14 protein-coding genes are annotated in these 22453 nt (G+C 67.1%); 6 read left to right on the forward strand and 8 right to left on the reverse strand.

The window, feature by feature from the left end:
• The 4 genes from AC5P8F_RS15340 to AC5P8F_RS15355 form a co-directional block, all read right to left on the reverse strand.
• On the reverse strand, positions 1 to 3285 hold a 3285-nt coding region (locus AC5P8F_RS15340), incomplete at its 3' end, for an RHS repeat domain-containing protein (protein WP_495228509.1).
• A gap of 317 nt (positions 3286 to 3602) precedes the next feature.
• Positions 3603 to 4958 carry a Gfo/Idh/MocA family protein gene (locus AC5P8F_RS15345; protein ID WP_075076247.1) on the reverse strand — a complete coding sequence of 452 codons (1356 nt, stop codon included), beginning with the start codon at positions 4956 to 4958 and terminating at the stop codon, positions 3603 to 3605.
• 65 nt (positions 4959 to 5023) lie between these two features.
• Positions 5024 to 7999 (reverse strand): TonB-dependent receptor domain-containing protein, encoded by a 2976-nt coding sequence (locus tag AC5P8F_RS15350; protein WP_495228511.1) that lies wholly within the window; start codon positions 7997 to 7999, stop codon positions 5024 to 5026.
• A gap of 134 nt (positions 8000 to 8133) precedes the next feature.
• Positions 8134 to 11493, reverse strand: coding sequence for a TIM-barrel domain-containing protein (locus tag AC5P8F_RS15355; protein WP_495228512.1), 3360 nt, complete (start codon positions 11491 to 11493; stop codon positions 8134 to 8136).
• Between the two features lie 322 nt (positions 11494 to 11815).
• Between AC5P8F_RS15355 and AC5P8F_RS15360 the strand changes: the two genes are divergently transcribed.
• From AC5P8F_RS15360 to AC5P8F_RS15385, 6 genes are all read left to right on the forward strand, one after another.
• The gene (locus AC5P8F_RS15360) at positions 11816 to 12970 is read left to right on the forward strand and encodes an SIS domain-containing protein (RefSeq protein WP_046433031.1); all 1155 of its coding nucleotides are present in this window, start codon (positions 11816 to 11818) and stop codon (positions 12968 to 12970) included.
• Positions 12963 to 13901 (forward strand): ROK family protein, encoded by a 939-nt coding sequence (locus tag AC5P8F_RS15365; RefSeq protein WP_197556618.1) that lies wholly within the window; start codon positions 12963 to 12965, stop codon positions 13899 to 13901. The genes AC5P8F_RS15360 and AC5P8F_RS15365 overlap by 8 nt, the downstream gene beginning before the upstream one ends.
• 16 nt (positions 13902 to 13917) lie before the next feature.
• Positions 13918 to 15252: a D-tagatose-bisphosphate aldolase, class II, non-catalytic subunit gene (locus AC5P8F_RS15370; protein WP_478488887.1), complete on the forward strand. Its 1335-nt coding sequence runs from the start codon at positions 13918 to 13920 to the stop codon at positions 15250 to 15252.
• A 33-nt stretch (positions 15253 to 15285) separates the two neighbouring features.
• Complete coding sequence (locus tag AC5P8F_RS15375) at positions 15286 to 16062, forward strand: DeoR family transcriptional regulator (RefSeq protein ID WP_014038836.1); 777 nt, start codon at positions 15286 to 15288, stop codon at positions 16060 to 16062.
• Positions 16059 to 17174: an N-acetylglucosamine-6-phosphate deacetylase gene (gene nagA / locus AC5P8F_RS15380; protein WP_046433040.1), complete on the forward strand. Its 1116-nt coding sequence runs from the start codon at positions 16059 to 16061 to the stop codon at positions 17172 to 17174. Before AC5P8F_RS15375 ends, nagA begins: the two co-directional genes overlap by 4 nt.
• Before the next feature lie 192 nt (positions 17175 to 17366).
• The gene (locus AC5P8F_RS15385) at positions 17367 to 19145 is read left to right on the forward strand and encodes an MFS transporter (RefSeq protein ID WP_049442013.1); all 1779 of its coding nucleotides are present in this window, start codon (positions 17367 to 17369) and stop codon (positions 19143 to 19145) included.
• Positions 19146 to 19197: 52 nt separating this feature from the next.
• Here the strand turns inward: AC5P8F_RS15385 and AC5P8F_RS15390 are convergent, their stop codons facing one another.
• The 4 genes from AC5P8F_RS15390 to AC5P8F_RS15405 all read right to left on the reverse strand — a co-directional run bounded on the left by AC5P8F_RS15390 (position 19198) and on the right by AC5P8F_RS15405 (position 22404).
• Positions 19198 to 19668: a SecDF P1 head subdomain-containing protein gene (locus AC5P8F_RS15390; RefSeq protein ID WP_032957521.1), complete on the reverse strand. Its 471-nt coding sequence runs from the start codon at positions 19666 to 19668 to the stop codon at positions 19198 to 19200.
• Positions 19665 to 20216 (reverse strand): HdeD family acid-resistance protein, encoded by a 552-nt coding sequence (locus AC5P8F_RS15395; RefSeq protein ID WP_014648758.1) that lies wholly within the window; start codon positions 20214 to 20216, stop codon positions 19665 to 19667. Before AC5P8F_RS15395 ends, AC5P8F_RS15390 begins: the two co-directional genes overlap by 4 nt.
• A 58-nt stretch (positions 20217 to 20274) precedes the next feature.
• Complete coding sequence (locus AC5P8F_RS15400; RefSeq protein WP_049442014.1) at positions 20275 to 20970, reverse strand: ComF family protein; 696 nt, start codon at positions 20968 to 20970, stop codon at positions 20275 to 20277.
• A gap of 93 nt (positions 20971 to 21063) precedes the next feature.
• Positions 21064 to 22404 (reverse strand): chloride channel protein, encoded by a 1341-nt coding sequence (locus AC5P8F_RS15405; protein WP_495228516.1) that lies wholly within the window; start codon positions 22402 to 22404, stop codon positions 21064 to 21066.
• Positions 22405 to 22453: the final 49 nt, after the last annotated feature.

Here is a 22453-nt window from a genome sequence, read left to right on the forward strand (position 1 = left end):
CTGGCGGCCGTTGCCGTAGGTCCAGCCGGTCGCCGGGCCGAAGGCCGCATAGGTCACGTTGTTCACCACGATCTGGCGCGCCTGGCCGGGGCGGGTCAGGCCGATCTGGCTGATGCGGCCCTGGGTATCGCGCACGTAGTCGGCCACGCTGCCGTCGGGGTAGGTCAACGCAGTCAGGCGACCCGACTTGCTGTAGGCATAGCGCAGTGTGCTGGCCACACCATTGACGGTCTGCACCTTGCGGGTGACCTGGCCGAAGCGGTCATGGCAGTACTGGGTGCTGCCATTGGCATGCAGCACCTGCCCCAGGCGTCCCTTGGCAAAGCGCTCGTCGGTGGCACAGACCGCTGGCGCCACGTCATAGCTGTAGCCCACGTCCAGATTGGGGTCCGGGTAGCCAATGCCGATCAGGCGGTTGAGTGCATCGTAGTGATAGGTAGCGGTGACGCCGCGCGCATCGGTGGCCGTCTTGCGATTGCCTGCCGCATCCACGGTGAAGCTGCTGGCGCCACTGTCCGGGCTGACCTGGCCGGTCAGGTCACCGAAACCGTTGTAGGCATAGGTGGTATGCAGGCCCTTCGGGTCAGTGACCTGGGTGACCTGGTCCAGCGCGTTGTACTGACTGCGGATCTCCGCCGCGACGCCACCCACATCCTGCAGGGACTGGGCCAGTCGGTTGAGCGGGTCGTACTGCTGGCTGGTCACGCGCTGCAGGGCGTCGGTCACGGTCTGCGGGTTGCCGTTGGCATCGTAGGCGAAGCCGGTGGCGTGATTGCCTGCGTCCTTCAATGCGGTCAGCTGGCCAAGCGTGTTGAAGGTCCGTGCCAGGGTCCGGCGCAGGGTGCCGCCAGTGTCCAGCGTGTCCTCCTTGAGGCGGTTGCCGGCGTTGTCCAGCGCATAGTGAATGGTGTTGCCGCTGTTGTCCGCAATATCGGTCAAGCGCTGGGCGGCGTCATAGACATAGGTGACACTGCTGCCGTCCGGCTCGGTGACCTGCTGCACCTGGCCGGTCGGCCAGTAGCTGATCTGGGTCACCCGGTCCTCGGCTGTGGTGGCACCGCGCACGGTGACCGAGGTCGGCCAGCCACGGGCATGGTAGGTGTAGGCGGTGATCACGCCATTGGCATCCTTCGCCGACAACGGCCGCCCGAGTGCGTCGTAGGCCAAGGTCTCGACCGTCTGGCCCAGCGCATTGGTCACACTGCGCAGGTCACCCTTGCGATAACTGCAGGCACCATTGGTCGCGCATCCCGCGTCGTCCGCGGTGTAGTAGGCATAGGTGGAGATATCCGCCACATCACTGCGTGGGCCATCCACGCTACGCAGCAGTCCCACCAGCGGGCACTCCGGCCCTTCGGCCTCACAGTAGGTCTGCGTGGTGATGCGGGTATCACCGGTCACCCTGTCGCGCACGGTGATGGTGGTTGGCTGGAGGCGCGCATTGCGTGCGATGCGGACCTCACGGTTACCGACGGTCTGCTGCACCAGCCGATTGCTGTCCATGGCCACGCGCGTTTCGCTGACGCGCTGATCCGGAGTACCGGCCGCTTCGGTGGTGGTGGTCACGCTGACGGCGCCTGCGGCAGCATCGCTTGCCTCGGCATAGGCGTAGCTGGTGACGACACCACGGCGATCGGTCACCGACTGCAGCCGACGCCGGAAATCGGTGCCCTCGGGCAGATAGGAGCGAGTGATGCTGCCGTTGCTTTCGGTGATGCCATTGACCTTGCGCGGAAGGCCGCTGGTACCGCTGGCGGTCAATGCGTACGTACTCTGCTTGCCCAGTGCGTCGGTGACGATGGTGGTGCCTGCCGGGGTGTACTCCAGGCGCACGCCATCAATGCCCACGTCGGCTTGACTGCAATCACCGGAATGGCGGCTGCAGCTGACCCGCCCCTTGGCGTCATAGCCAAACCAGCTGTAGCGCCGGGTGTCTTCGGCGGTCACGCCCGTCAGGTAGCCCGGGAAACGTGTGTCCTCATAGTGGTATGTACGGCTGGCGCCGTCTGCATAGGTCGCGGTGATCAGTTCCCCGGCCGGAGAATAGGCGTAGCTCACCACAGGCTGGCCGGCGATCACCAGGGCCGAGATCAGTGAATCGTCGCCCGGCGCGAGGTACTGGACATCCACGCGCCGACCGGTAGAATGGGTGATGCTGAGCAGGCGGCCGCGGCTGTCGTGTGCATAGGTCAGCGAAGTACCGTCTTCGAAATCACGGCGCTGCATCAAGCCATCAGCATCAAAATAAATGCGCTCTTCGGCACGTGAAAGTTGCCAGTTGGTGCCCTGCTGGACCGCGCGATCGCCGCTTCCGTCCATGGCTTCGTAGCTTGCCCCCACTTTCTGGAATGCGGTCTGCCCGCCATCGGCGCCGATCAGCCCAACTTTCAGTTCGGAGCTGGGAGGGAAGGTGGAATCGTCTACGCCTGTGGTAAGCCGCAGATTGTGGGAATGGGTCCAGCCCGTACCCAACGCGCCACCCGCCGTGCTCGTCAGGGAGTGATAGTGGCGTTGGAAGCTCACCCATCCAAGGTTGAAATCCGGCTCAGGCTGGGATTTATCGCCAGTGGTCGGATCACACGGGTTACCAACAGGACACTGCTGCGGCGGCAGCGGCCCGCTTGTGTAGGAGAGCATGGGCGACATGTGCGGCTCGTCCTGCTGGACCAGAGAGCACATCTGCAGGGCCTCATTCCACGTCAGGGACGGTCGATTCGGACAAAGCGCCGTTCTGGCCCGGCGCACATGCTCCCACCCCACTATCGACGAGCATTCTTGAGTGCTCTGATGATAGAAGTTCAAGGTGTAATGGAAATCCTTCTCCTCGTTGGTCACGCTACCGTCGTCGCCCCTGCCAAGTCCAAGGAGCTCCACCCAAGGATCCTCCGTGAGTGAAGTCGCCGGGCACTGCGGGTCGCTGACGCGGGTAGCGAGGATCACGCTACGAATCTGATCTTCGGAGGAGTACTCCTGCCCTGAGTGGATGTAGACCCAGTCGGTAGTAACGATCTTCTCGGGTCTCACCCGGTAATCGTAGATGACCTTCTTTCCAAGGACGCGTTGGCGTTTGACATGCCAATTGAAGGGTTTGTCCTTTTCGTACTGGGAAAAGAGCGACTTGATGTCCTTCTGCACCGCCGCTTCGGTGGCTCGCGGCTGGCCCATCGACAGGTAGCTCTCCCACTTCTTCTGCACCTCCTGCGCCTGCGCAGCCCAAGGAGCCAAGCTCCCCAGCGCGATCATCGCCAGTGCGGCACACGAAATGGTCTTCAGTCGTTCCAACATCCCTGTTCTCCTTCCTGGACGAACACAGCTCCGGCGGGAACGAGAACGTGGGGCAGCTGCCTCACCACGTCATGCTTCGGATCGTCCCTGGTCCGGAATGCGGCCATGACCGCACGGGGAACGTTATCTCCGATGTGGTTTACACATTCAAGTCAGAAACTGTGGAGTGGGTCGGATTTCAGAGTTTTCTGATAAAGCGAGCGACCGACCGAACAAGCAGCCGGGCGTGGGCTCGGCTCTACAAGGCGAATGCTTCCAGAAACGGAAACACCGGGCAGTGCCCGGCGTCTCCGTCACAGCGTGGAAGGGTGTAAACCTCAATACTTACCGTCGAACGCGAAGATCGGCTTGCGCGTCTTCCACGCACCAGCAGTAAAGTCCGGGAACTCCAGCGTCTGGAAGCTGTTGGCGATCGACTGCTCGCTCAACGGGGTGATCGCACTCCAGGTCACCGCGTCGTAGATGTCGATCGGCATCGGTGCCTTGGCCTTCAGTGCTTCAACAAATGCATGGATGACGAACCAGTCCATGCCACCGTGGCCGGCGCTGGCGGCGGTGTCGGCATTCTGCTTCCACAGCGGGTGTTCGTACTCATCCTGGTACTTCTTGAACTCCTCCCACTGGTGCGGCGGGCTGCGGCCTTCGATGTGGATCGAATGGTTGACGTCCATCCACAGGCCCTTGGTGCCCTGCACGCGGAAGCCCATCGAGTACGGGCGCGGCAGCGAGGTGTCGTGCTGCAGCAGGATGGTCTCGCCGTTCTCGCAGGCCAGCGTGGTGGTCACGATGTCGCCGAGCTTGAACTTCACCTTGGTGCTGGGGTGGGTGGTGCCGCCACTCTTGGCCACGGTGTATTCGTGCAGGCCGCGTGCCTTGGTCGCGAAGGCGTTGATGTGGGTGAAGCGGTTGCCACGGTTGATGCCGGTGTACATCGCGCACGGGCCGATGCCGTGACTGGGATACAGCTCGCCGTTGCGCTCCACCGAATGCTCGGTGCGCCAGCGTGCTTCGCTCCAGCCCTTGGGACCGAACTCCACGCCGCTGTCGTAGGGCTGGTTGGGATCGCCGGAATTGAACTTCACGCCGCGCAGGTCGTGCTGGTAGCCGGCCTGCAGATGCACCAGTTCGCCGAACAGCCCCTGGCGCACCATCTGCAACGCCGCCATCACGTCGCGACGGTAGCAGACGTTCTCCAGCAGCATGTACGGGGTGCCGGTGCTCAGCTGGGTCTTCAGCACGTCCCAGTGGTCCTGCAGGGTGATGCCGGCCACCACTTCGCAGCCGACGGCCACGCCGGCCTGCATCGCGGCTATCGACATCGGTGCGTGGTATTCCCACGGCGTGGCGATGATCACGCCATCGATGCCCTTCTGTTCCAGCAGGCGCTTCCACGCGTTGGTGTCGCGGTCCTGGCCATAGGTCTTCGGCGCGGGCTTGCCGGCCTTCGCCACCATCTCTGTGGCACGGCCCAGCATGATCGGCTCGATGTCGCACAGGGCAACCACTTCGACGTCGTCGCGACGCACCAGTTCCTTCAGCAGCACCAGCCCGCGCATGCCGGTGCCGATCATGGCCAGGCGCACCTTGCGCCCGCGTGCCCAGGCGGGGGTCTGAGGCAGCAGGCTGCTGGCGGCGACAGCGGCGCTGGCCGCGATGAATTCCCTACGCTTCATGGCAAACATCTCTCCTCTTGGCAGCGTGCCGGCCGCAGCCGGCACGCCAGGTCACGCAAACGGAATTACTTGAACCGGTAGCCGATGGTCACACTGTAACCACGGCCGAAGATGGTTGCGTAGTCACTGGAGTCACCCAGGAAGCTGTTCGGATCGTAGAACGGCAGGCGGTTGAACAGGTTCTTGACGGTGAAGCTCAGGTTCCACGCATCGTCCGGGCGCCAGGTGACGCTCATGTTGGCGGTCCACCACGACGGTGCACCATCGCACTTGCTCTTCTGCAGGGCCAGGTAGCCGCCGGTGCAGGTTTCCTTGTTGTTGCTCTCTTCGTCGATCTGGTCGGTGGCCCACTTGGTGCCGCCCACGTAATTGACGAACATGCTGGTGGTCACCTGCTTGTAGGTCCAGTCGGCATTGAGCGTGGCGCGCAGGCGCGGATTGTTGTAATAACCCACCACGTCGCCGTAGTACCAGCCGTTCTCGGCGTCCATGTAGAAGCGGTTGCGGTTGGCGATGGTGGCGGCCAGGCCGATGTTCAGGTTGCCCCAGTCGCCCAGCGAGAAGCGGCTGCGCGCATCGATGTCGAAGCCGTCGATCAGGGTCTTGCCGCGGTTCTTGTACTGGCCGACCACGCTGGCCACGTTGCCGGCGGAGTAGCCCGGCAGAGTGGCCGGGCAGCTCACGCCGCTGGCCGGATCGGCGCACATTGCCGCCAGCTGGGCCAGGTTGGCACGGTCACTGTCGGTGATCGGCGAGCGCGACATCGAGATGATGTCTTCCATGCGGCGATAGTCCGGCGCGACGATTTCATTGTTGCGGTAGATGAACCAGTAGTCGGCCGACACCGACAGCCAGCTGGCCGGCTCGTAGACGAAGCCGAGGGTGGCGATCTTCGCCTTCTCCGGCTTCAGGTCCTTGTTCGGCTGGGTCATGCGCGCCACGGTGCGGCTGCAGTCGACGTTCAGCAGGGTCTTGCCGAGGTCGACGTCACCCGGCCGCTGCGACTTCAGCAGCAGGTTGGCGATGGCGTTGGTCTCGCCGCAGCGCAGTTCGTCACGGAAGCCACCGAGCTGGGCGAACACGCCGCCGTTGCCGGACTCGGCCAGGCTCGGCGCGCGGAAGCCGGTGGAATAGGTGCCGCGCAGCATCAGCTGATCGAACGCCTGGTACTTGAAGCCGATCTTCGGCGCGATGTTGGCGCTGAAGTTCGGGTACTTGTCCACGCGCACCGCCGCATCCAGTTCCAGCTTGTCGGTGATCGGCGCCACGGTCTCGGCGAACAGCGCGTAGGTGTTGCGCTTGCCGTCGAACCACGAGCCGCCCTGCTGGGTGATCAGGCCATTGGCCGCATCGGCGTTGCCCGGGGTGTAGAAGGTCTCACGGCTGGCGTTGAAACCGAACGCGGCGCGCATCTCGCCGGCCGGCAGCTGGAACAGCGGGCCTTCGATCTTGCCGTCCAGGGTGTGCAGGCGGGTCCACGACTGGATGTCGAAGGTCGGGAACGCTTCACGGATCAGCGCGGCGTTGGCGTCGCTGATCTCGCCGAACTTGTACGCCGGATGGTCGGAGATGATCACCCGACCGGTACCTGGATCGATCGTGTACGGGCCGAAGGCCTTCTCGAAGCCCTTGGTGTTGACGTTGATCGTCTGGTAGGTGGTGGAGTGGGTACCCGCGCTGGCGAAGGCGGTTTCCCAGTTCCAGTCACCCCGGTTGCCACGCGCACCGGCCAGCACGCGGTAGCTCTTGTCGGTATTGCGCTGGCCGAAGTAGTTCGGACCGGCATCCTGCAGCAGGTAGTTCAGGCCAACCACCCCGCCCATCATGGCCTTCAACTGCGGACTGGCATGGTTGTATTCGTTGTTGGGGCCCAGGAACGGGTACAGGAACTGGTTGACGGTGTTGCCGGTGTTGCGCGAGAACCAGCTGGTCGGGTTGCCGGTCGTGGTGCCATAGGTGCGCGGCGTGCCGCCGTTGGCGCGCAGGTCGATGTCGGTATAGGTCGCCTCGGCGAAGATCTCGGTGTTGTCACCGACCAGGAAGGTGCCGTTGAGGTAGGCGGTGTTGCGCTCGGACTTGGCGCCCGCATCGATCTCGTTGTTCATCCAGGTTTCCCAGACGCAACGCGGGCCGGCCGCTTCACTGGTCAGCACGTTCCTGCAGCCCGGCGCAGCTTCCTGCACGCGGCGGCCGGTGACCGGATCGAAGGCGAAGTAGGTGCCCGGGTTGAACTCGCCCGGCTTGCTGCCCACGCCCAGGCGCAGGTTGTTGAGGTAGTTCGGGTTGTTGACGTAGTACTGGTCCGGACGCTTGTCGTAGAAATCGCTCAGCGGAATCGCGTCGCGACGGTACATGTTGACCGCGCCATAGATATTGAAGCGGTTCTCGGCCAGGTCACCGAAGCCGGCGGTGATGCTGGCCTGGCGCTCACCGTAGGAATCGATGCGCGAGGAGGTGTCGTTGGTGAAGCTGATCTCGGCACCCTGGAAGTTGCGCTTGGTGATCACGTTGATCACGCCGGCCACCGCGTCGGTACCGTACACGGCCGACGCGCCGTCGGTCAGCACTTCCATGCGCTCGATGGCCGCGGCCGGAATCGCATCGATGTTGACGAACTGGGTCTGGAACCCGGCCGGTGCACCGTAGTACGACAGGCGGCGACCGTTCAGCAGCACCAGCGTGCCCTGGGCACCGAGGCCACGCAGATTGGCCTGCGAGGCACCGTCGGAACCGGTGAACAGCGAGCGCGCGTCCTGCTGCGCCGGGCGGGCGGCCGGCAGGTTGTCGAGCACCTGCAGCAGCGTGCGCGCACCCATGTTCTGGATGTCCTGCTTGCTGATCACCTGCACCGGCGAGGCGGTTTCAACGTCGGTGCGGCGGATGTTGGAGCCGGTGACCTCGATGCGGGCCAGGTCGGTGGCGTTGTCCTTGCTCTCCTGGGCGAAGGCAGGAGCGGCAAGCGAGAACAGCGCGCCGGCAATGGCCAGCGTCAGCGGAGCGATCGGGCGGCAGGGGGGGCGGTGGTGGCGGGCGGGCAACATCGGGGTTCTCTCCTGGCAAGGGTGCGGCGCAACTGAGTGAGCGCGTGGGCGTTCGGCGGGCAAAACGCTCCCGGGCCACGGCCATGAGGGCCGTAGTCGGGATGGGGCGGGGGAGGAGCGGTGTTACGTGGGGGTCATGGGGCGACGATGCTGGCGGAGTCGCCCTCCTGGCCGATCAGTACGGCGTTGGCCCAGTTGGCACAGACCTGGGCGGGTTGGCTGCCCTGCGCACCCAGCGTGCGCAGGCTCAGGGTGGAAAGGCCACGGATGTCCAGCTCCGGCTTGACCACGCCGGGCGCCTTCACCAGGCCGCTGTCGTACAGCAGGCGGTTGTCGCCCCATACCTGGAACTGCAGGCCGCCGGCGTTGCGGCAGGCGTCGTCGATGCCGAGGTCGGCACGCAGCAGGTGCCAGCCGCCCTGCAGGCGCAGGTCGATGCGGCTGCTGGCGCCGACCCCCAGGCCACGGCGGAACTGCAGGCCGTTCATGCGCATGCCGGCGTCGCCATGGAAGGACTGGTCGGTACGCAGCTGGCTGGCCAGCGCGGCCGGCACCGGCAGCTCGGAGAGATAGCGCTGCCGGGCCGGTCGCTCCGGTTCCTGGTGTTCGAGAATGTGGAAGGTGGACAGGGCGATCGGGCCGACATCGCGCGGCTGCAGTGCATCGAACGCGCGGGCGCTGCCCTGTGCGGCGGTGACCATCGGGTCGGTGCTGCTGGCGCCGTCGCCTTCGGGGTTCTGCACGCTCAGCACGCGGAAGCGCAGCAGGCGGCCGGCGTGGGCCGGGAAGGCGATGCGCTGCACGCCTTCCTTCAACTGCAGGCGGCCACGGGCGATCGGCTCGCCCCACTCACCGTTGCTGTCGCCCAGGTAGACCTCATAGTCACGTACCTGCCCGTGCTTCCAGTTCTTGTCATTGCGTGGCGCGATGTCGATGCCATCGATCATCTTCCGCTCGCCGAAGCCGATCACCCACTCGTGGGCGCCGGTGCGCACGGCCTGGTTGCGCACGCTGCGGAACCAGGTGGCCGGATCGTCGTCGAAAGCATTTTCCAACGCATGGCCAGGCTCTTCGGCCGGGCGGTTGACCACCAGCAGGCTGTCGGCCGGCAGTTCGCGGCCCAGCACCGGTGCGGCCGGATAGGCATCATCGGTGGCTGCGGCAGCGACTGCGAAGTCCAGCTGCAGCTGCAGTGGCTGGCGGATATCCTGGGTGGCAGTGCGCACATGCACGGTGCCGCGGCGGTCCTTGGCATCGAAGTACCAGCCCTCGTTGGCGCTGTTGAAGGCGGCAGCATCGGCCAGCGCCGGCAGCGCGCGGCCACCGGCCTGCACCGCACGTGGTGCCTGCCGGCTGAGTACGCGCAGGCCGTAGCGGCGCTGCGCCAGCTGGCCGTTGTACTGGCCCTGCACGGCGTCGATCTGCACCTGCACCGGGCCACTGCCCTGCGCCGGCGCCTGCACGCGGATTACCTGCGTGCTCGACTCGCCCTGCTGATAGCGGCGCGTGTTGCCATCGTCTTCGTACAACGTGTACTGCGAGTCGCCCTGCGGGTACAGGTCGAAGCTCACTTCATCGAGCGGTTTTTCGCCATCGAACAGCATCGACGGGTACATCGGCAGGATCGCACCGGCACGCACGAACACCGGCAGCGTGGCCAGGTCCACCTGGCGGTCGAGCTGGCGGCCATCGGCGGCGGCCTGCACGCGACGGCCATCCCAGTAGTCGATCCAGCCGCCGGCCGGCAGGTGGATGTCGCGGCGCCAGCCACGGCTGGCGGCCTGGCTGCGGTACACCGGCGCCACCAGCAGGTCGCGGCCGAGCAGGAACTGGTACTTGTAGGTTTCATCCTGCGCATGCGGATCGCGCGGGTTGTCCCACATAAGGCCACGCACCGGCGGTGCACCGGTCTGCGCGGCCTCGTGCACCAGCCCATACATGTATGGCGTCAGGCGCATCTTCAACTTCAGGTAGTCGCGGTTGATGCTGCGGTAGGGCTCGTCGTACCACCACGGGTGCTTGCGCGCGTTCGACGACCAGCCGCTCATGCCCATCAGCACCGGCGTGAACGCCTTCCACTGCAGGTCGCGGGTGAAGGTCTCGGCGCTGCCGCCGAAGATCGCATCGACGTCGCCGCTGGCGTATGCCATGCCGGACAGGCCCGAACCGACCAGCGTCGGCACGTGCCAGCGGATGTAATCCCAGCTGCTGCTCTGGTCGCCGGTCCATGCCACCGCGTAGCGCTGGATGCCGGCCCAGCCCATCACCGTCCACAGGAACGGGCGCGAATCGGAATTGTCGAGGATGCCGTTGAATGCCTGGCGGTTGGCGTCCATCGCGAACTGGTAGCCCTTGCCGGTCCAGGCCACGTCCAGCTTCTGCACGCGGCTGCCGGCCTTGCCCACTTCCCACGCGATCTTGTCGACGCCGTTCTCGGTCCACAGGCCGGTGCGGAAGCCGTAGCCGGCCAGCCCCTTCACCGTTTCCGGCAGCTGCTTGTAGCCGCAGCCGTAGCCATCGTTGGGCAGGATCCAGCCACCGGGCATGTCGTGGGCGCGGTACTGCTTGGCCACGCTGTCGATCACATCGGGCGTGGTGCCGGTCGGGCCGTCGCTCCAGCCTTCGGGCACGGTGCCGGGCTTCCTGCTGTTGTCGCCGTCGTTGTAGCAATCGGCATCGCCGTAGGACAGCGCCCAGCGCGCGACCATGTTGGGGCGGCCGGTCAGCTGGGTGTAGCGTTCGATCAGCTTGGGCAGGTCGGCGCCCACGAAGTAGTACGCATCGAAGCGGTCTTCGCGATGCAGCAGCGTGGCCTGGTCGCTCTGGCGCAGGTCGTAGCTGCCATCGCTCCATGTATTGCGCAGCATGCCCCAGCCACGGCTGCTCAGCAGCATCGGCGCCGGGCTCGGCCGATCACCTTCTTCCCAGCCACCGGAATAGGACACCTCCAGCTCGCGGCCCTTGAACTGGTAACGGCCGTTCTGCTGGCCACCACCGAAGTAGCCCTCATCGGCCTGCGAGGACAGCACCTGCACGCTCTGCGTGGCATCCAGGTCCAGCGGTTGCAGTTCCTGCCACAGCGCGGTGGGCTGGCCATTCTCCAGCCGCTCCAGGCGCAGGCGCAGCGGCTGCCGCTGTACATGCAGTACCAGTGCCTCGGTACGCACGCGGATTTCCTGTGCGTCTTCTTCCAGCTGCGCCTGCACGCTCGCCTTGGGCTGCGGCAGCACGATCGGCGCGGCCTTGTCGCCGGCGCCGGTCAACGTGCCGTTGCGGCCGGCCTGCACGCGGATGATGTCGGTCGCCGGCAGTTCAATGCGGATGCGCGCGCCCTTGTCGGTCTGCAGGTCCCAGCCCTGCACGCCGTCGCGGCTGGCGCTGGCGCTGACCGTACGCAGGTTGCCGACCGGCTCGGCGCGGGCCGTCATGGACGCCAGCATCAAGGCCGGCACCAGGGCCAGCATCAGCGGCGAGCGACGAACGCAGTTTTCCACGCGGACTCCCAACCCGTTCACCGGGCGTTTCGAAAGCGGTTGGGCCGACTCTAGGGCAGCGATTCGAAAGATGTCAACAAATTGAAAGGAAAAAGGAAGATATATTCCATTGAAACGAAAGTTGCTGCGCCGCAATACTTTGTGTAAACGCTTGCAGGTGCCTGTTAAGCATTGTGCGATACGGCATTCAGTCGGTCCTTTCGTTTTTCCCGGCATCGCGCGCAAGGCAAAGCCACCCACCTTTTTTCTTTCTTTTTACTTTCGATGTTTGACATTTCGAAAGAAAACGCAGATGGTGCGCTGGCCCAACTGGAACCTCCGAATGGACGTCACCCTGCTTTCCGATGTGTCCGCCTGGCAGCGCCTTGGCGGAGCCGATACCGCTACCGAAATCGCCCAGCAGCCTGCGCTGTGGGACGCCCTGGCACAGGACCTGTCGCGTGCCCGCGACCGCCTGCAGGCCTTCCTCGGCGACAGCCTCAACGATCCCAACCAGCGCGTGCTGTTCACCGGCGCCGGCAGCTCCGGCTTCATCGCCGAAATGGTGGCCGACGCGATCAACGCGCAATGGCCCGCCGAGGTGCGCGTGGTGCACACCACCAGCCTGCTGACCCACCCGGCGCTGTACCTGCAGCGCGACCGTCCGACCCTGCTGGTCTCGTTCGGCCGCAGTGGCTCCAGCCCGGAGAGCGTGGCGGCGGTGGACCGCGTGCGCAGCGACGTGGATGACGCGCGCTTCCTCGACATCACCTGCAACGCCGATGGCGAGCTGGCCCGCCGTGGCGCCGGCCGCGCCGACACCTGCACCCTGCTGATGCCGTCGGCCAGCTGCGACCGCGCCTTCGCCATGACCAGCAGCCTGACCTGCATGCTGCTGGCCGCGCTGACCGTGTTCGATCGTTCGCCGTGGGATGCGCGCGTGACGCGCCTGAAGCAGATCGCCGCACTGGCCCGCGAAGGCCTGGCGCAGTGGGATGCACCGGTGGCGACACTGGCGCAGCGCCCGTTCAACCGCATCATCTACCTCGGCAGCGGCCCGCTGGAAGCACTGGCACGCGAGTGCGCGCTGAAGGTGCTGGAGCTCACCGCTGGCCGCGTGCTGGCGCTGGCCAACACACCCCTGGGCTTCCGTCATGGCCCGAAGTCGACGCTGGATGGCAACACCCTGGTGGTGGTGCTGCGCAGCGTGCAGCCGCTGGCGCGCCGCTACGAACAGGACCTGCTGGAAGAACTGCGCCGCGACGGCGTGGCCGGCCAGGTGCTGGCGATCGGTCCGCATTCGGACATCGGCGCCGACGACGAATACACCCTCACCGTGCCGGCACTGGACGATCCGTGGCTGGCACCGGTGTGGCTGGGCTTTGCGCAGCTGTTCGCACTACAGCGCTCGGCCGCGCTGGGCCTGACCCCGGACAACCCGTTCCCGGACGGCACCGTCAACCGCGTCGTCAAGGGCGTCACCATCCACCATGGCTGAGCTGATCGCCCACGCCTGCTACGGCATCGACATCGGCGGCACCAAGATCGAGCTGGTGGCGTGCGATGTGGCGATGCAGGTTACCTGGCGCCGCCGCGTGGCCACCCCACAGGGTGACTACGACGGTTTCCTGCAGGCAGTCGTGGCGCTGGTCGCCGAGGCCGATGCCGCACTGGGCCGCAGTGATGCGGCGATCGGCATCGCCCTGCCCGGCGTGCGCGACCGCCGCAGCGGCCGCCAGCTCAGCGCGAACGTGCCTGCGTTGACCGGCCACAGCGTGGCCGCGGACCTGCAGGCGCGGCTGCAACGCCCGCTGCATTTCGGCAACGACCTGCAGTGTTTTGCCCTGTCTGAAGCACACGGCGGTGCCGCCGACGGCTACCACAGCATGTTCGGCGCCATCCTCGGCACCGGTGCTGGCGGTGGTTTCTGCGTGCAGGGCCGCCTGCTGACCGGTTTCAACGGGCTGGCCGGCGAATGGGGCCACTGGAGCGTGCCCGGTCATCTGCTGCAGCGCCACGGCCTGCCGCTGATCGACTGCGCCTGCGGCCTGCAGGGCTGCGTGGAGCGTTATGTGTCCGGCAGTGGCGTGGCGATGATCGAGCGCCACCTTGGTGGCAGCGCCGCCGACGCCAGCGCGGTGATCGCCCTGGCCGAAGCCGGTGATGCCCGCGCGCGCAAGGCGCTGGACATCCATCGCGACCTGCTCGGCCACAGCCTGGCCGCGCTGGTGCTGGCGCTGGACCCGCACGTGATCGTGCTCGGCGGCGGCCTTTCGCAGTACGCGCCGCTGTACCAGCACCTGCCCGCCGCCATCGCCGCCCACCTGTTCAAGGGTGTGCAGGTGCCACCGATCGTGCCGCCACGCTTCGGCGATGCCGGTGGCGCACGTGGTGCCGCCCTGCTCGCCTGCCAACCCTCGTTTTCCTGATGTCCGGAGCCTGACCATGTCCCCGTTGCAGACCCTGCTTGCTTCCCACCGCGCCGGCGCCAATGTCGGCCTGTACAGCGTCTGCTGCAGCAACGAGCAGGTGCTGCGCGCGGTCATGCACGTGGCACAGGCACATGGCACCGTGCTGCTGGTCGAGGCCACCTCCAACCAGGTCGACCAGTTCGGCGGCTACACCGGCATGACCCCGCCGCAGTACCGCGATTACGTCGGCGCCCTGGCCGATGAGGAAGGCTTCCCACGCGAACGGCTGATCCTGGGCGGCGACCATCTCGGCCCGAATGCCTGGCAGAAGCGCCCGGCGGCCGAAGCGATGACCCACGCGCGCGTGCTGATCGAAGCCTACGTCGCCGCCGGTTTCCACAAGATCCACCTCGACTGCAGTATGTCCTGCGCCGATGACCCGGTGCCGCTGCCCGATGCCATCGTCGCTGCACGTTCGGCCGAGCTTGCCGAGATCGCCGAACGCACCGCCGCCGAACACGGCCTGCCGCCGCCGGTCTACGTGATCGGTACCGAGGTGCCGATTCCCGGCGGCGAAGCCTCGCTGGCCGAAGGCCTGCAGGTGACCACGCCGGCTGCCGCCGCGCAGACCCTGGCCATCCACCAGCAGGCGTTCGACACGCCACAGCTGCGCGATGCGTGGCAGCGCGTGATCGCGATGGTGGTGCAGCCGGGCGTGGACTTCGACCACAGCAGCGTGCATGAGTACAACCCGGACGCCGCCCATGCGCTGGCCGACTTCCTCGAGCGGCAGCCGCGCATCGTGTTCGAAGCACATTCCACCGACTACCAGCGCGAAAGCGGCCTGCATGCGCTGGTACGCGACCACTTCGCCATCCTCAAGGTCGGCCCGGCGGCCACCTTCGCCTACCGCGAGGCGCTGTTCGCGCTGGCCGCGATCGAGGCCGAACTGCTGCCGGCCACACAGTGCTCTCGCCTGCCGCAGGTGCTGGACGAGGTGATGGTGGCGCAGCCGAAGTACTGGCAGTCCTACTACCAGGGCGATGCCGCCGCGCTGCGCCTGCTGCGCCGTTATTCCTTCAGCGACCGCTGCCGCTACTACTGGGGCGAGCCGGCGCTGGTACAGGCGGTGCAGACCCTGTTCGCCAACCTGGAGCAGCATGCGCCGCCGCTGGTGCTGCTCAGCCAGTACCTGCCGGAGCAGTACCGCGCCGTGCGCGAAGGCAGCCTGGCCAACACCCCCACCGCGCTGGTGCAGCACCGCATCGGCCTGTGCCTGGGTGAGTACGCCCGTGCCTGCAGCGCCAACCAGGCCGGACCCCGCACGCAGAACGCAGGTTCGGCTGCCGGCGTTCCTGCGAACGGCTAATCTCTACCTTTTCCCGCAAAACCGAGAATGGCCATGCGCAACACCCGCTCCCGCCGGCAACAGATCCTGCAGCTGCTGATCGAGCACGGCTCGGTGCAGGTGGCCGATCTGGTCGAGCGCTTCGGCGTGTCGGCGGTGACGATCCGTGCCGACCTGACCCACTTCGAATCGCAGGGCCTGGCCAACCGCACCCACGGCGGCGCGACCCTGGTGCGCACGCCGCCGCAGGAACAGGACATCCATGAGAAGGACGCGCTGAACCTGCCACTGAAGGAATCGATCGGTGCGCGCGCTGCGCGCCTGGTGCAGCCGGGCGACAACATCATCATCGATTCCGGCTCGACCACGATGACGCTGGCCCGCCACCTGCGCGCGCATCGCGACGTGACGGTGATGACCAACGGCCTGAACATCGCCTGGGAACTGGCCAATGCCGCGGGCATCACCGTGCTGCTGACCGGTGGCCTGCTGCGCCAGCAGTCGCTGTCGCTGCAGGGCAGCCAGGCCGAAGCCAGCCTCAACTCGTACAGCTTCGACACCCTGTTCCTGGGCGTGGACGGCCTGGACCTGCAGTTCGGCCTGACTACCCACGACGAGGCCGAAGCCCGCCTCAACCACCGCATGGTCGAGCGTGCGCGCCGCATCGTGGTGCTGACCGATGCCTCCAAGTTCGGCCGCGTCAGCCTGCACCGCATCGCCCTGCTGGACCAGATCCACGCCATCATCACCGACGCCGGCATCGACGATGCAACCCGCGAAGGGCTGCAGCGGCTGGGCATCGAAGTGATCATCGCCGAGCCCACCGCATGACCGACACCCGCACCCTGCATGGCCGCATCCTCACCCCGCTGGGCTGGCGGCGCGGGCACGTCCACTTCGATTCACGCGTGCGCCGGCTGCAGGTGGACGACCACAGCGGCGCCGACGACCTGCAGCTGCCGGTGATCCTGCCCGGCTTCGTCGACCTGCATGTGCATGGCGCGGCCGGCGTGGACCTGATGCAGGGCGGCGACGTGGCACGCACCATCGCCCGCACCCATCTGCGCTTCGGCACCACCACGCTGCTGGCGACCACCATGACCGCCGGGCTGGACGAGATCGAGCACGCGCTGCACGGCGTCGCTGCGGCAATGGCGGCGCCTGATACCGACGCCGCCAGCATCGTCGGCGTGCATCTGGAAGGACCGTTCATCAGCCCGCAGCGGCTGGGCGCACAGCCCAATCGTACGATCGAGGCGACGGTGGCACTGGTGCAGCAGCTGCACGCGCTGGCGCCGATCCGGGTGATGACGCTGGCACCGGAGATCGGCGAGCACACCGCGTTGATACCCGCGCTTTCGGCGATGGGCATCCGCGTGCAGCTGGGCCACAGCGCCGGCACCTACGAGGAGGGCGTGGCGGCGCTGCAGGCCGGTGCCTCCGGTTTCACCCATCTGTTCAACGGCATGACCGGCGTTGACCACTATCGCCCGGGCATTGCGGCGGCGGCGCTGGCGCATGCGCAGTACGCCGAGATCATCCCCGACCTGCAGCACATCCACCCCGGCGTTATCCGGCTGGCCGCGCGCGCGATCCCGCGCCTGTACGCGGTGACCGACGCGACTGCCGCCACCGGCATGCCCGACGGCGAGTACGCGCTGGGCGAGCAGCGCGTGCACAAGTGCGGCGGCTGCGTGCGCCTGGCGACGGGTTCGCTGGCCGGCAGCGCACTGACCATGGACCAGGCGCTGCGCAACCTGGTGCGCGTCGGCCTGGACCTGGCCGACGCCTCGCAGCGGGTTTCCACCTTCCCGGCCGACTATCTGGGCCTGGGCGATCGCGGCCGCATCGCGCCCGACGCCCGCGCCGACCTGGTGGTGCTGGACGCCGAACTGCGCCTGCAGCAGGTGGTCATTGGTGGGCGCGTGGTCGATCTGACCTGACGCAAGCGATGCGGCCCGGATGCCGCATGGGCTCCCTGTAGAGCCGAGCCATGCTCGGCTCACCGCGCGAAGCGCGGCATGGGGAACCTCGATATCGGAACGGAAAGCAGCCGAGCATGGCTCGGCTCTACAGAATGCACTCTGCGACGAACCGCCGCCGGGCCTGGCCCGGCGCTACCACAGGAACTGCCGATGACTGCAAGCACCGCCCCGCGCTGGCCCGTACGCTACCTGCTCTTCATCGGCGGCCTCGGCGGCCTGCTGTACGGCATCGACATCGGCATCATCGCCGGTGCCCTGCCCTACCTGGAGGCAACGGCCAGCCACGCCTGGCAGCTCAGCAGCCAGCAACTCGGCTTCGTGGTGGCGGCGGTACTGCTGGGCAGCGTGCTGTCCTCGCTGTTCGCCGGCATGGTCGCCGACCTGATCGGTCGCCGCGGTGCGATGCTGCTGGCCGGCCTGCTGTTCACCGCGTCGATTCCGATCATGGCGCTGGCCTCGGGCTACACGCCGCTGCTGCTCGGGCGGCTGCTGCAGGGCATCAGTGGCGGCCTGATCGGCGTGGTGATTCCGCTGTACCTGGCCGAAGTGCTCAGCCCCGAGCGGCGTGGACGCGGTGCGGCGATGTTCCAGCTGCTGCTGACCATCGGCCTGGTGTTGGCGGCACTGATCGGGCTGTACCACGCACATGCGGTGGATGCCGCCGCCGAAGCCGTGCGCTCGCTGCCACTGGCGCAGCAGGCGCAGGAACTGTTCACGGTGAAGGACCAGGCCTGGCGCACCATCTTCTGGAGTTGTCTGGCGCCCGGCCTGCTGTTCTGTGCCGGCATCTTCTGGCTGTCCGAATCGCCGCGCTGGCTGGTGCGCCGCGGCCGCGTCGATGATGCCCGCCGCAGCCTGCAGCGGGTGCTGCCTGCTGCCGACGTGGAACCCACCCTTGCACAGATCCAGGCGCCGGAATCGAGCAGCAGCGACGGCAAGCGCGACCCACTGCTCAGCCGACGCTACGTGGTGCCGTTCGTGCTGGCCTGCGTGGTGCTGGCCTGCACCCAGGCCACCGGCATCAATTCGGTGCTGGCCTACGCGGTGAACATCCTCAACCAGGCCGGCCTGTCCGGCTCGGTGGCCAACGGTGCCGACGTGGCGATCAAGCTGCTCAACGCGGTGATGACCGTGGTCGCGCTGCTGCTGGTCGACCGCAAGGGCCGCAAGTTCCTGCTGATGCTCGGCAGCGGCGGCATCTGCGTGGCCCTGCTGGCCGCCGCCACGCTGTTCTTCCAGGCCGAGCGTGGCCGCGCCGACGTGCAGCCGCAACTGCAGGCGGCGGTCAGCGCCGATGGCTTGCAGCTGGTGCTGGACGACGCACAGTGGCAGCGCCTGGGCGCCGGCATCGACAGCGAAGGCCGGCCGATGCAGCTGACCGTGTCGTACGCCTACGGTGACTTCACCAATGTGCGCGCCCTGCGCAGCGACAGCCTGACCGACCGCGAGCTGCGCATCGAGCGTGCCGGGACCGTGCAGCCGGACAGTGTGATCGGCGCGTTCTTCCGCAAGCTGCATCTGAACCCGTTCGCCGACCCGGCCAAGGCCGCACAGGCACCGCTGCGCATCGAGCAGGCCCGCATCGGCCCGGTGCCGCCGCCGGCGCATGGCTGGGCGGTAGCCGCCTGCATCCTGGTATTCGTCGCGTTCTTCGCGGTCGGCCCCGGCGTCTGCGTGTGGCTGGCACTGTCGGAACTGATGCCCAATCGCATCCGCTCCAACGGCATGAGCATCGCCCTGCTGATCAACCAGTTCGTGTCGACCACCATCGCGGCGATCTTCCTGCCCACGGTGGGCCACTACGGCTACGCCAGCATGTTCCTGTTCTGGGCGGCGTGCACGTTCGTGTTCTTCCTGGTAGCCGCGTTCTGGCTGCCGGAGACCAAGGGCAAGTCACTGGAGGAGATCGAGGCACGGTTCGCACGGTAGCGGTCGACCTTGGTCGACCTCCGCGCGTAGCGTGGTGGTGTTGGCGCGCCCGTCACTGACCGGTGATGTGCCTGGCCAGCGCCTGCGCCTCGGCAATGCTCGGCAGCCCGCTCAGCATCATCGATTCCCCGAAGGGGCCTTTCACCGTCGCCACCATCAGCACGCGGCCGTCCACGCTGATCGCCGCGCGCTGGCCCACCAGGGCCGAGGTGCCATCGTGGATGCGCTGATGCGCTTCTGGCCGATAGCGGATCTGCAGGCCTGGCTGCTTGGCATCGTCCAGCACGTAGCGCACATCGGCGATGTCCGCACTGCCGGCAATCGGCGGCTCGCGCAGGGCCAGGGTTTCACCTTGCCAGTGCGCCGGAGTGCCGTTGCCAGCCGCATCGACCGCGCTCAGGCGCACGTCCACGCCGGCGCGCGGCGCATGATCCTTGCCTGCCAGCGCACCGGGCGCGGCACCCGGCATGCATCCGGCCAGCACCAGCGCCGCGCCGAGCAGGAGCGGAAGCGCGCCCCTCATTTCAGCTTCCGCAGCTTGAACGCCACCAGCACCTGCAGCAGCCCGTACAGCAGGCTGCCAATGCCGATCCACAGCGTGGTCACCGCCACGCCTGCGTATGGATTGGCCGCGAACAGCAGCCCCAGCACCACCGCCAGCACGCCACTGAGGATCAGCAGCCACTCGCCCTGGATCTGCTTGCGCACGCGGATCGCGAAGACGATGCGATAGATGCCGGCTACCAGCAGCCACGCCGCCAGGAACAGCACCAGCACGCTGGCGGTGGCCAGCGGGTTGATCACCGCCAGGATGCCGAAGCCCAGCGAAGCGATGGCATACAGCGCCAGCCAGCCGCGCGAGGCGCCGCTGCCACCACTGATCAGTGCGAACAGGCTGATGACCCCTTCGATGATGGCCATCACGCCCAGCGTCCAGGCCAATGCCATGGCTGCGGACAGCGGCCAACCGATGGCGATGATGCCGAAGCCGAGCGCGACCAGGCCATACAGCAGCAGGATCCACCAGCTGCGGCCAACCGCTGACAACAAGGGAGACAAGGGGGAATTCATGGTCACTCCTTCGATCCGGAACCGGGTTCATCCTAGCCCGTTGCGATGAAGGGAGCGATCACGGCACCCGCGCGCACACCCATACCCGCACCTCTCTGGCGCCCACGCAGCGCAGGGTTTCGGCGATTTCCATCACCGTGCTGCCGGTGGTCATCACGTCGTCGACCACGGTCAGATGCGTGGGCACCGGCCCGTGGACATCGAACGCATCGAACAGGTTTTCCCTGCGCTGTTCGGCCGTGCGTTCGGACTGCGGTGCGGTGTGCCGCCGCCGGTACAGCCCCTGCCAGACCGGCAACGGCAGCAGCCGGCAGAGCTCGGCAGCCTGGTTGTAGCCGCGCTGGCGCAGGCGCCGGCGGTGCAGCGGCACCGGCACCAGCGGCGGGCAGGACCAGGGCGGTGGTGCGCGCTGCATCAACTGCGCCAGCAGGCGACCGGCCGCCAGGTCCTGATGGAACTTGTAGCGCAGCAGCAGCTGGTCCACCGGCGGCAGGTACAGCAGGCTGGCGTGCGTGGCCGTCTGCGGTGGTGCTTCCTCGCGGCAGCTGCCGCAGACGATCAGGGCCTCATCCGGCAACGGCAGTGCACACCGCAGGCAGGCGCGACCGGCCCAGGGCAGTCCGGCGAGGCAGGCGCGGCACAGATCGAGATCATCATGGCCCGGATCGCCGCAGACCAGGCAGCGCAGTGGCAGCAGGACACCCAGCAGTGCGCGGGAGACACGGGTTGCCGAATGCAGGAGATCAATACGCATTGCCCATGCTTCATCGCGCTGCCCATGTGCGGCCATCGGCGAAGCACCGATCGCAGTGTCGGGACTGCCCGCAACTGCAGAGGGTGCTGCCGATCAGGAAAGGCGTGCGCCCTGCCCAGGCCCGGTTGATGCAACGGCCGACGCCGTCAACACCTCCGCCAACCCACGATAGATCGGCACCCGGCATACCAGACCGGACACGCCCCGCGCGATCAGCACCGTGGCCAGGATCGGCAGGAGCAGATCGCCGCTGTCGGTCAGCTCCAGCGAGATCACCGCCGAGGTCAGCGGTGCCTGGGTGACGCCGGTCAGGTAGGCGCACATGCCCAGCAGCACGAACGCGCGCGGATCCACGCCCGGCATCAGCACCGCCAGGTTGTGGCCCAGCCCCGCACCGACCGCCAACGCGGGCGAGAACAGGCCGCCGGGTATGCCGGCCACGTACGATGCCAGGTTGGCCAGCAGCTTCATCAACCCGAACTCGTGGCCGACCAACGCCTGCCCCTGCACCAGGCTGCGCGCCTGCTCGTAGCCGGTGCCGAACGCGCCGTCGCCGAACGTCAAAGCCAGTGCCACCACCGCCAGGCCGCAGCCTGCGGCCAGCAGCACCGGATGCCGCTGGCGCAGCTGGCCCAGCCAACGCGGGCGGCCCGCCGCACTGGCCAGCACCGCGCGCGCGAACAGGCCGCCCAGCAGCCCGGCCACCACGCCGCACAGCAGGATCGCCAGCCAGCCCTGCCCCAGCGGCAGCCGCGCGCTCACATGGCCGAAGTAGGTGTAGTTGCCAAGCAGGCCCAGCGACACCACGCCACCGACGATCACCGCCGTCAGCAGGGTGCCGGAGAAGCGATGCTCGAAACGGCCGCTGAGCTCCTCGATGGCGAATACGATGCCAGCCAGCGGCGTGTTGAACGCCGCGGCAATGCCCGCTGCACCACCGGCCAGCAGGAAGTGCGAGAGCTCGCGAGGATCCTTGAAGCCGAACCAGCGGCCGAACAGGTACATCAGGCTGGCACCCACATGCACCGTGGGACCTTCGCGTCCGACGGACGCGCCGCCGAGCAGCGACAACGAGGTCAGCAGCAGCTTGCCGGCTGAGACCGCAGGCGAAAGATTGGTCTTCCGGAATGGCTCATCGGGCTTGTCCAACGCAGCGATGACCTGCGGAATGCCGCTGCCCCGCGTGGGCTTCAGCACGCCACTGGTCAACCAGGCCAGCAGCGCGAAGATGCCCGGCGTGAGCAGCAGGGCCCACCACGGCGAGTGCGCGGTGATGCGCTGGAACAGATGGAAGGCCGCGTCGCTGGCCTTGGCGAACAGGATGGCCACCAACGCCACGGCCACCGCGCCGCCCCAGAGCGCGGCACGGCGGCGCCAGGCCTCGCTGAGAACCAGCGCGGTGATGCGGCCGCGGAGGCGATGGAGATCGGTCATGGGGCACAGTCTGCGCGCCAGCGCTTGCGTTGGGCAGCGGTTATTGTGG

The organism is Stenotrophomonas sp. YJH_SMC_69, from assembly GCF_059370495.1.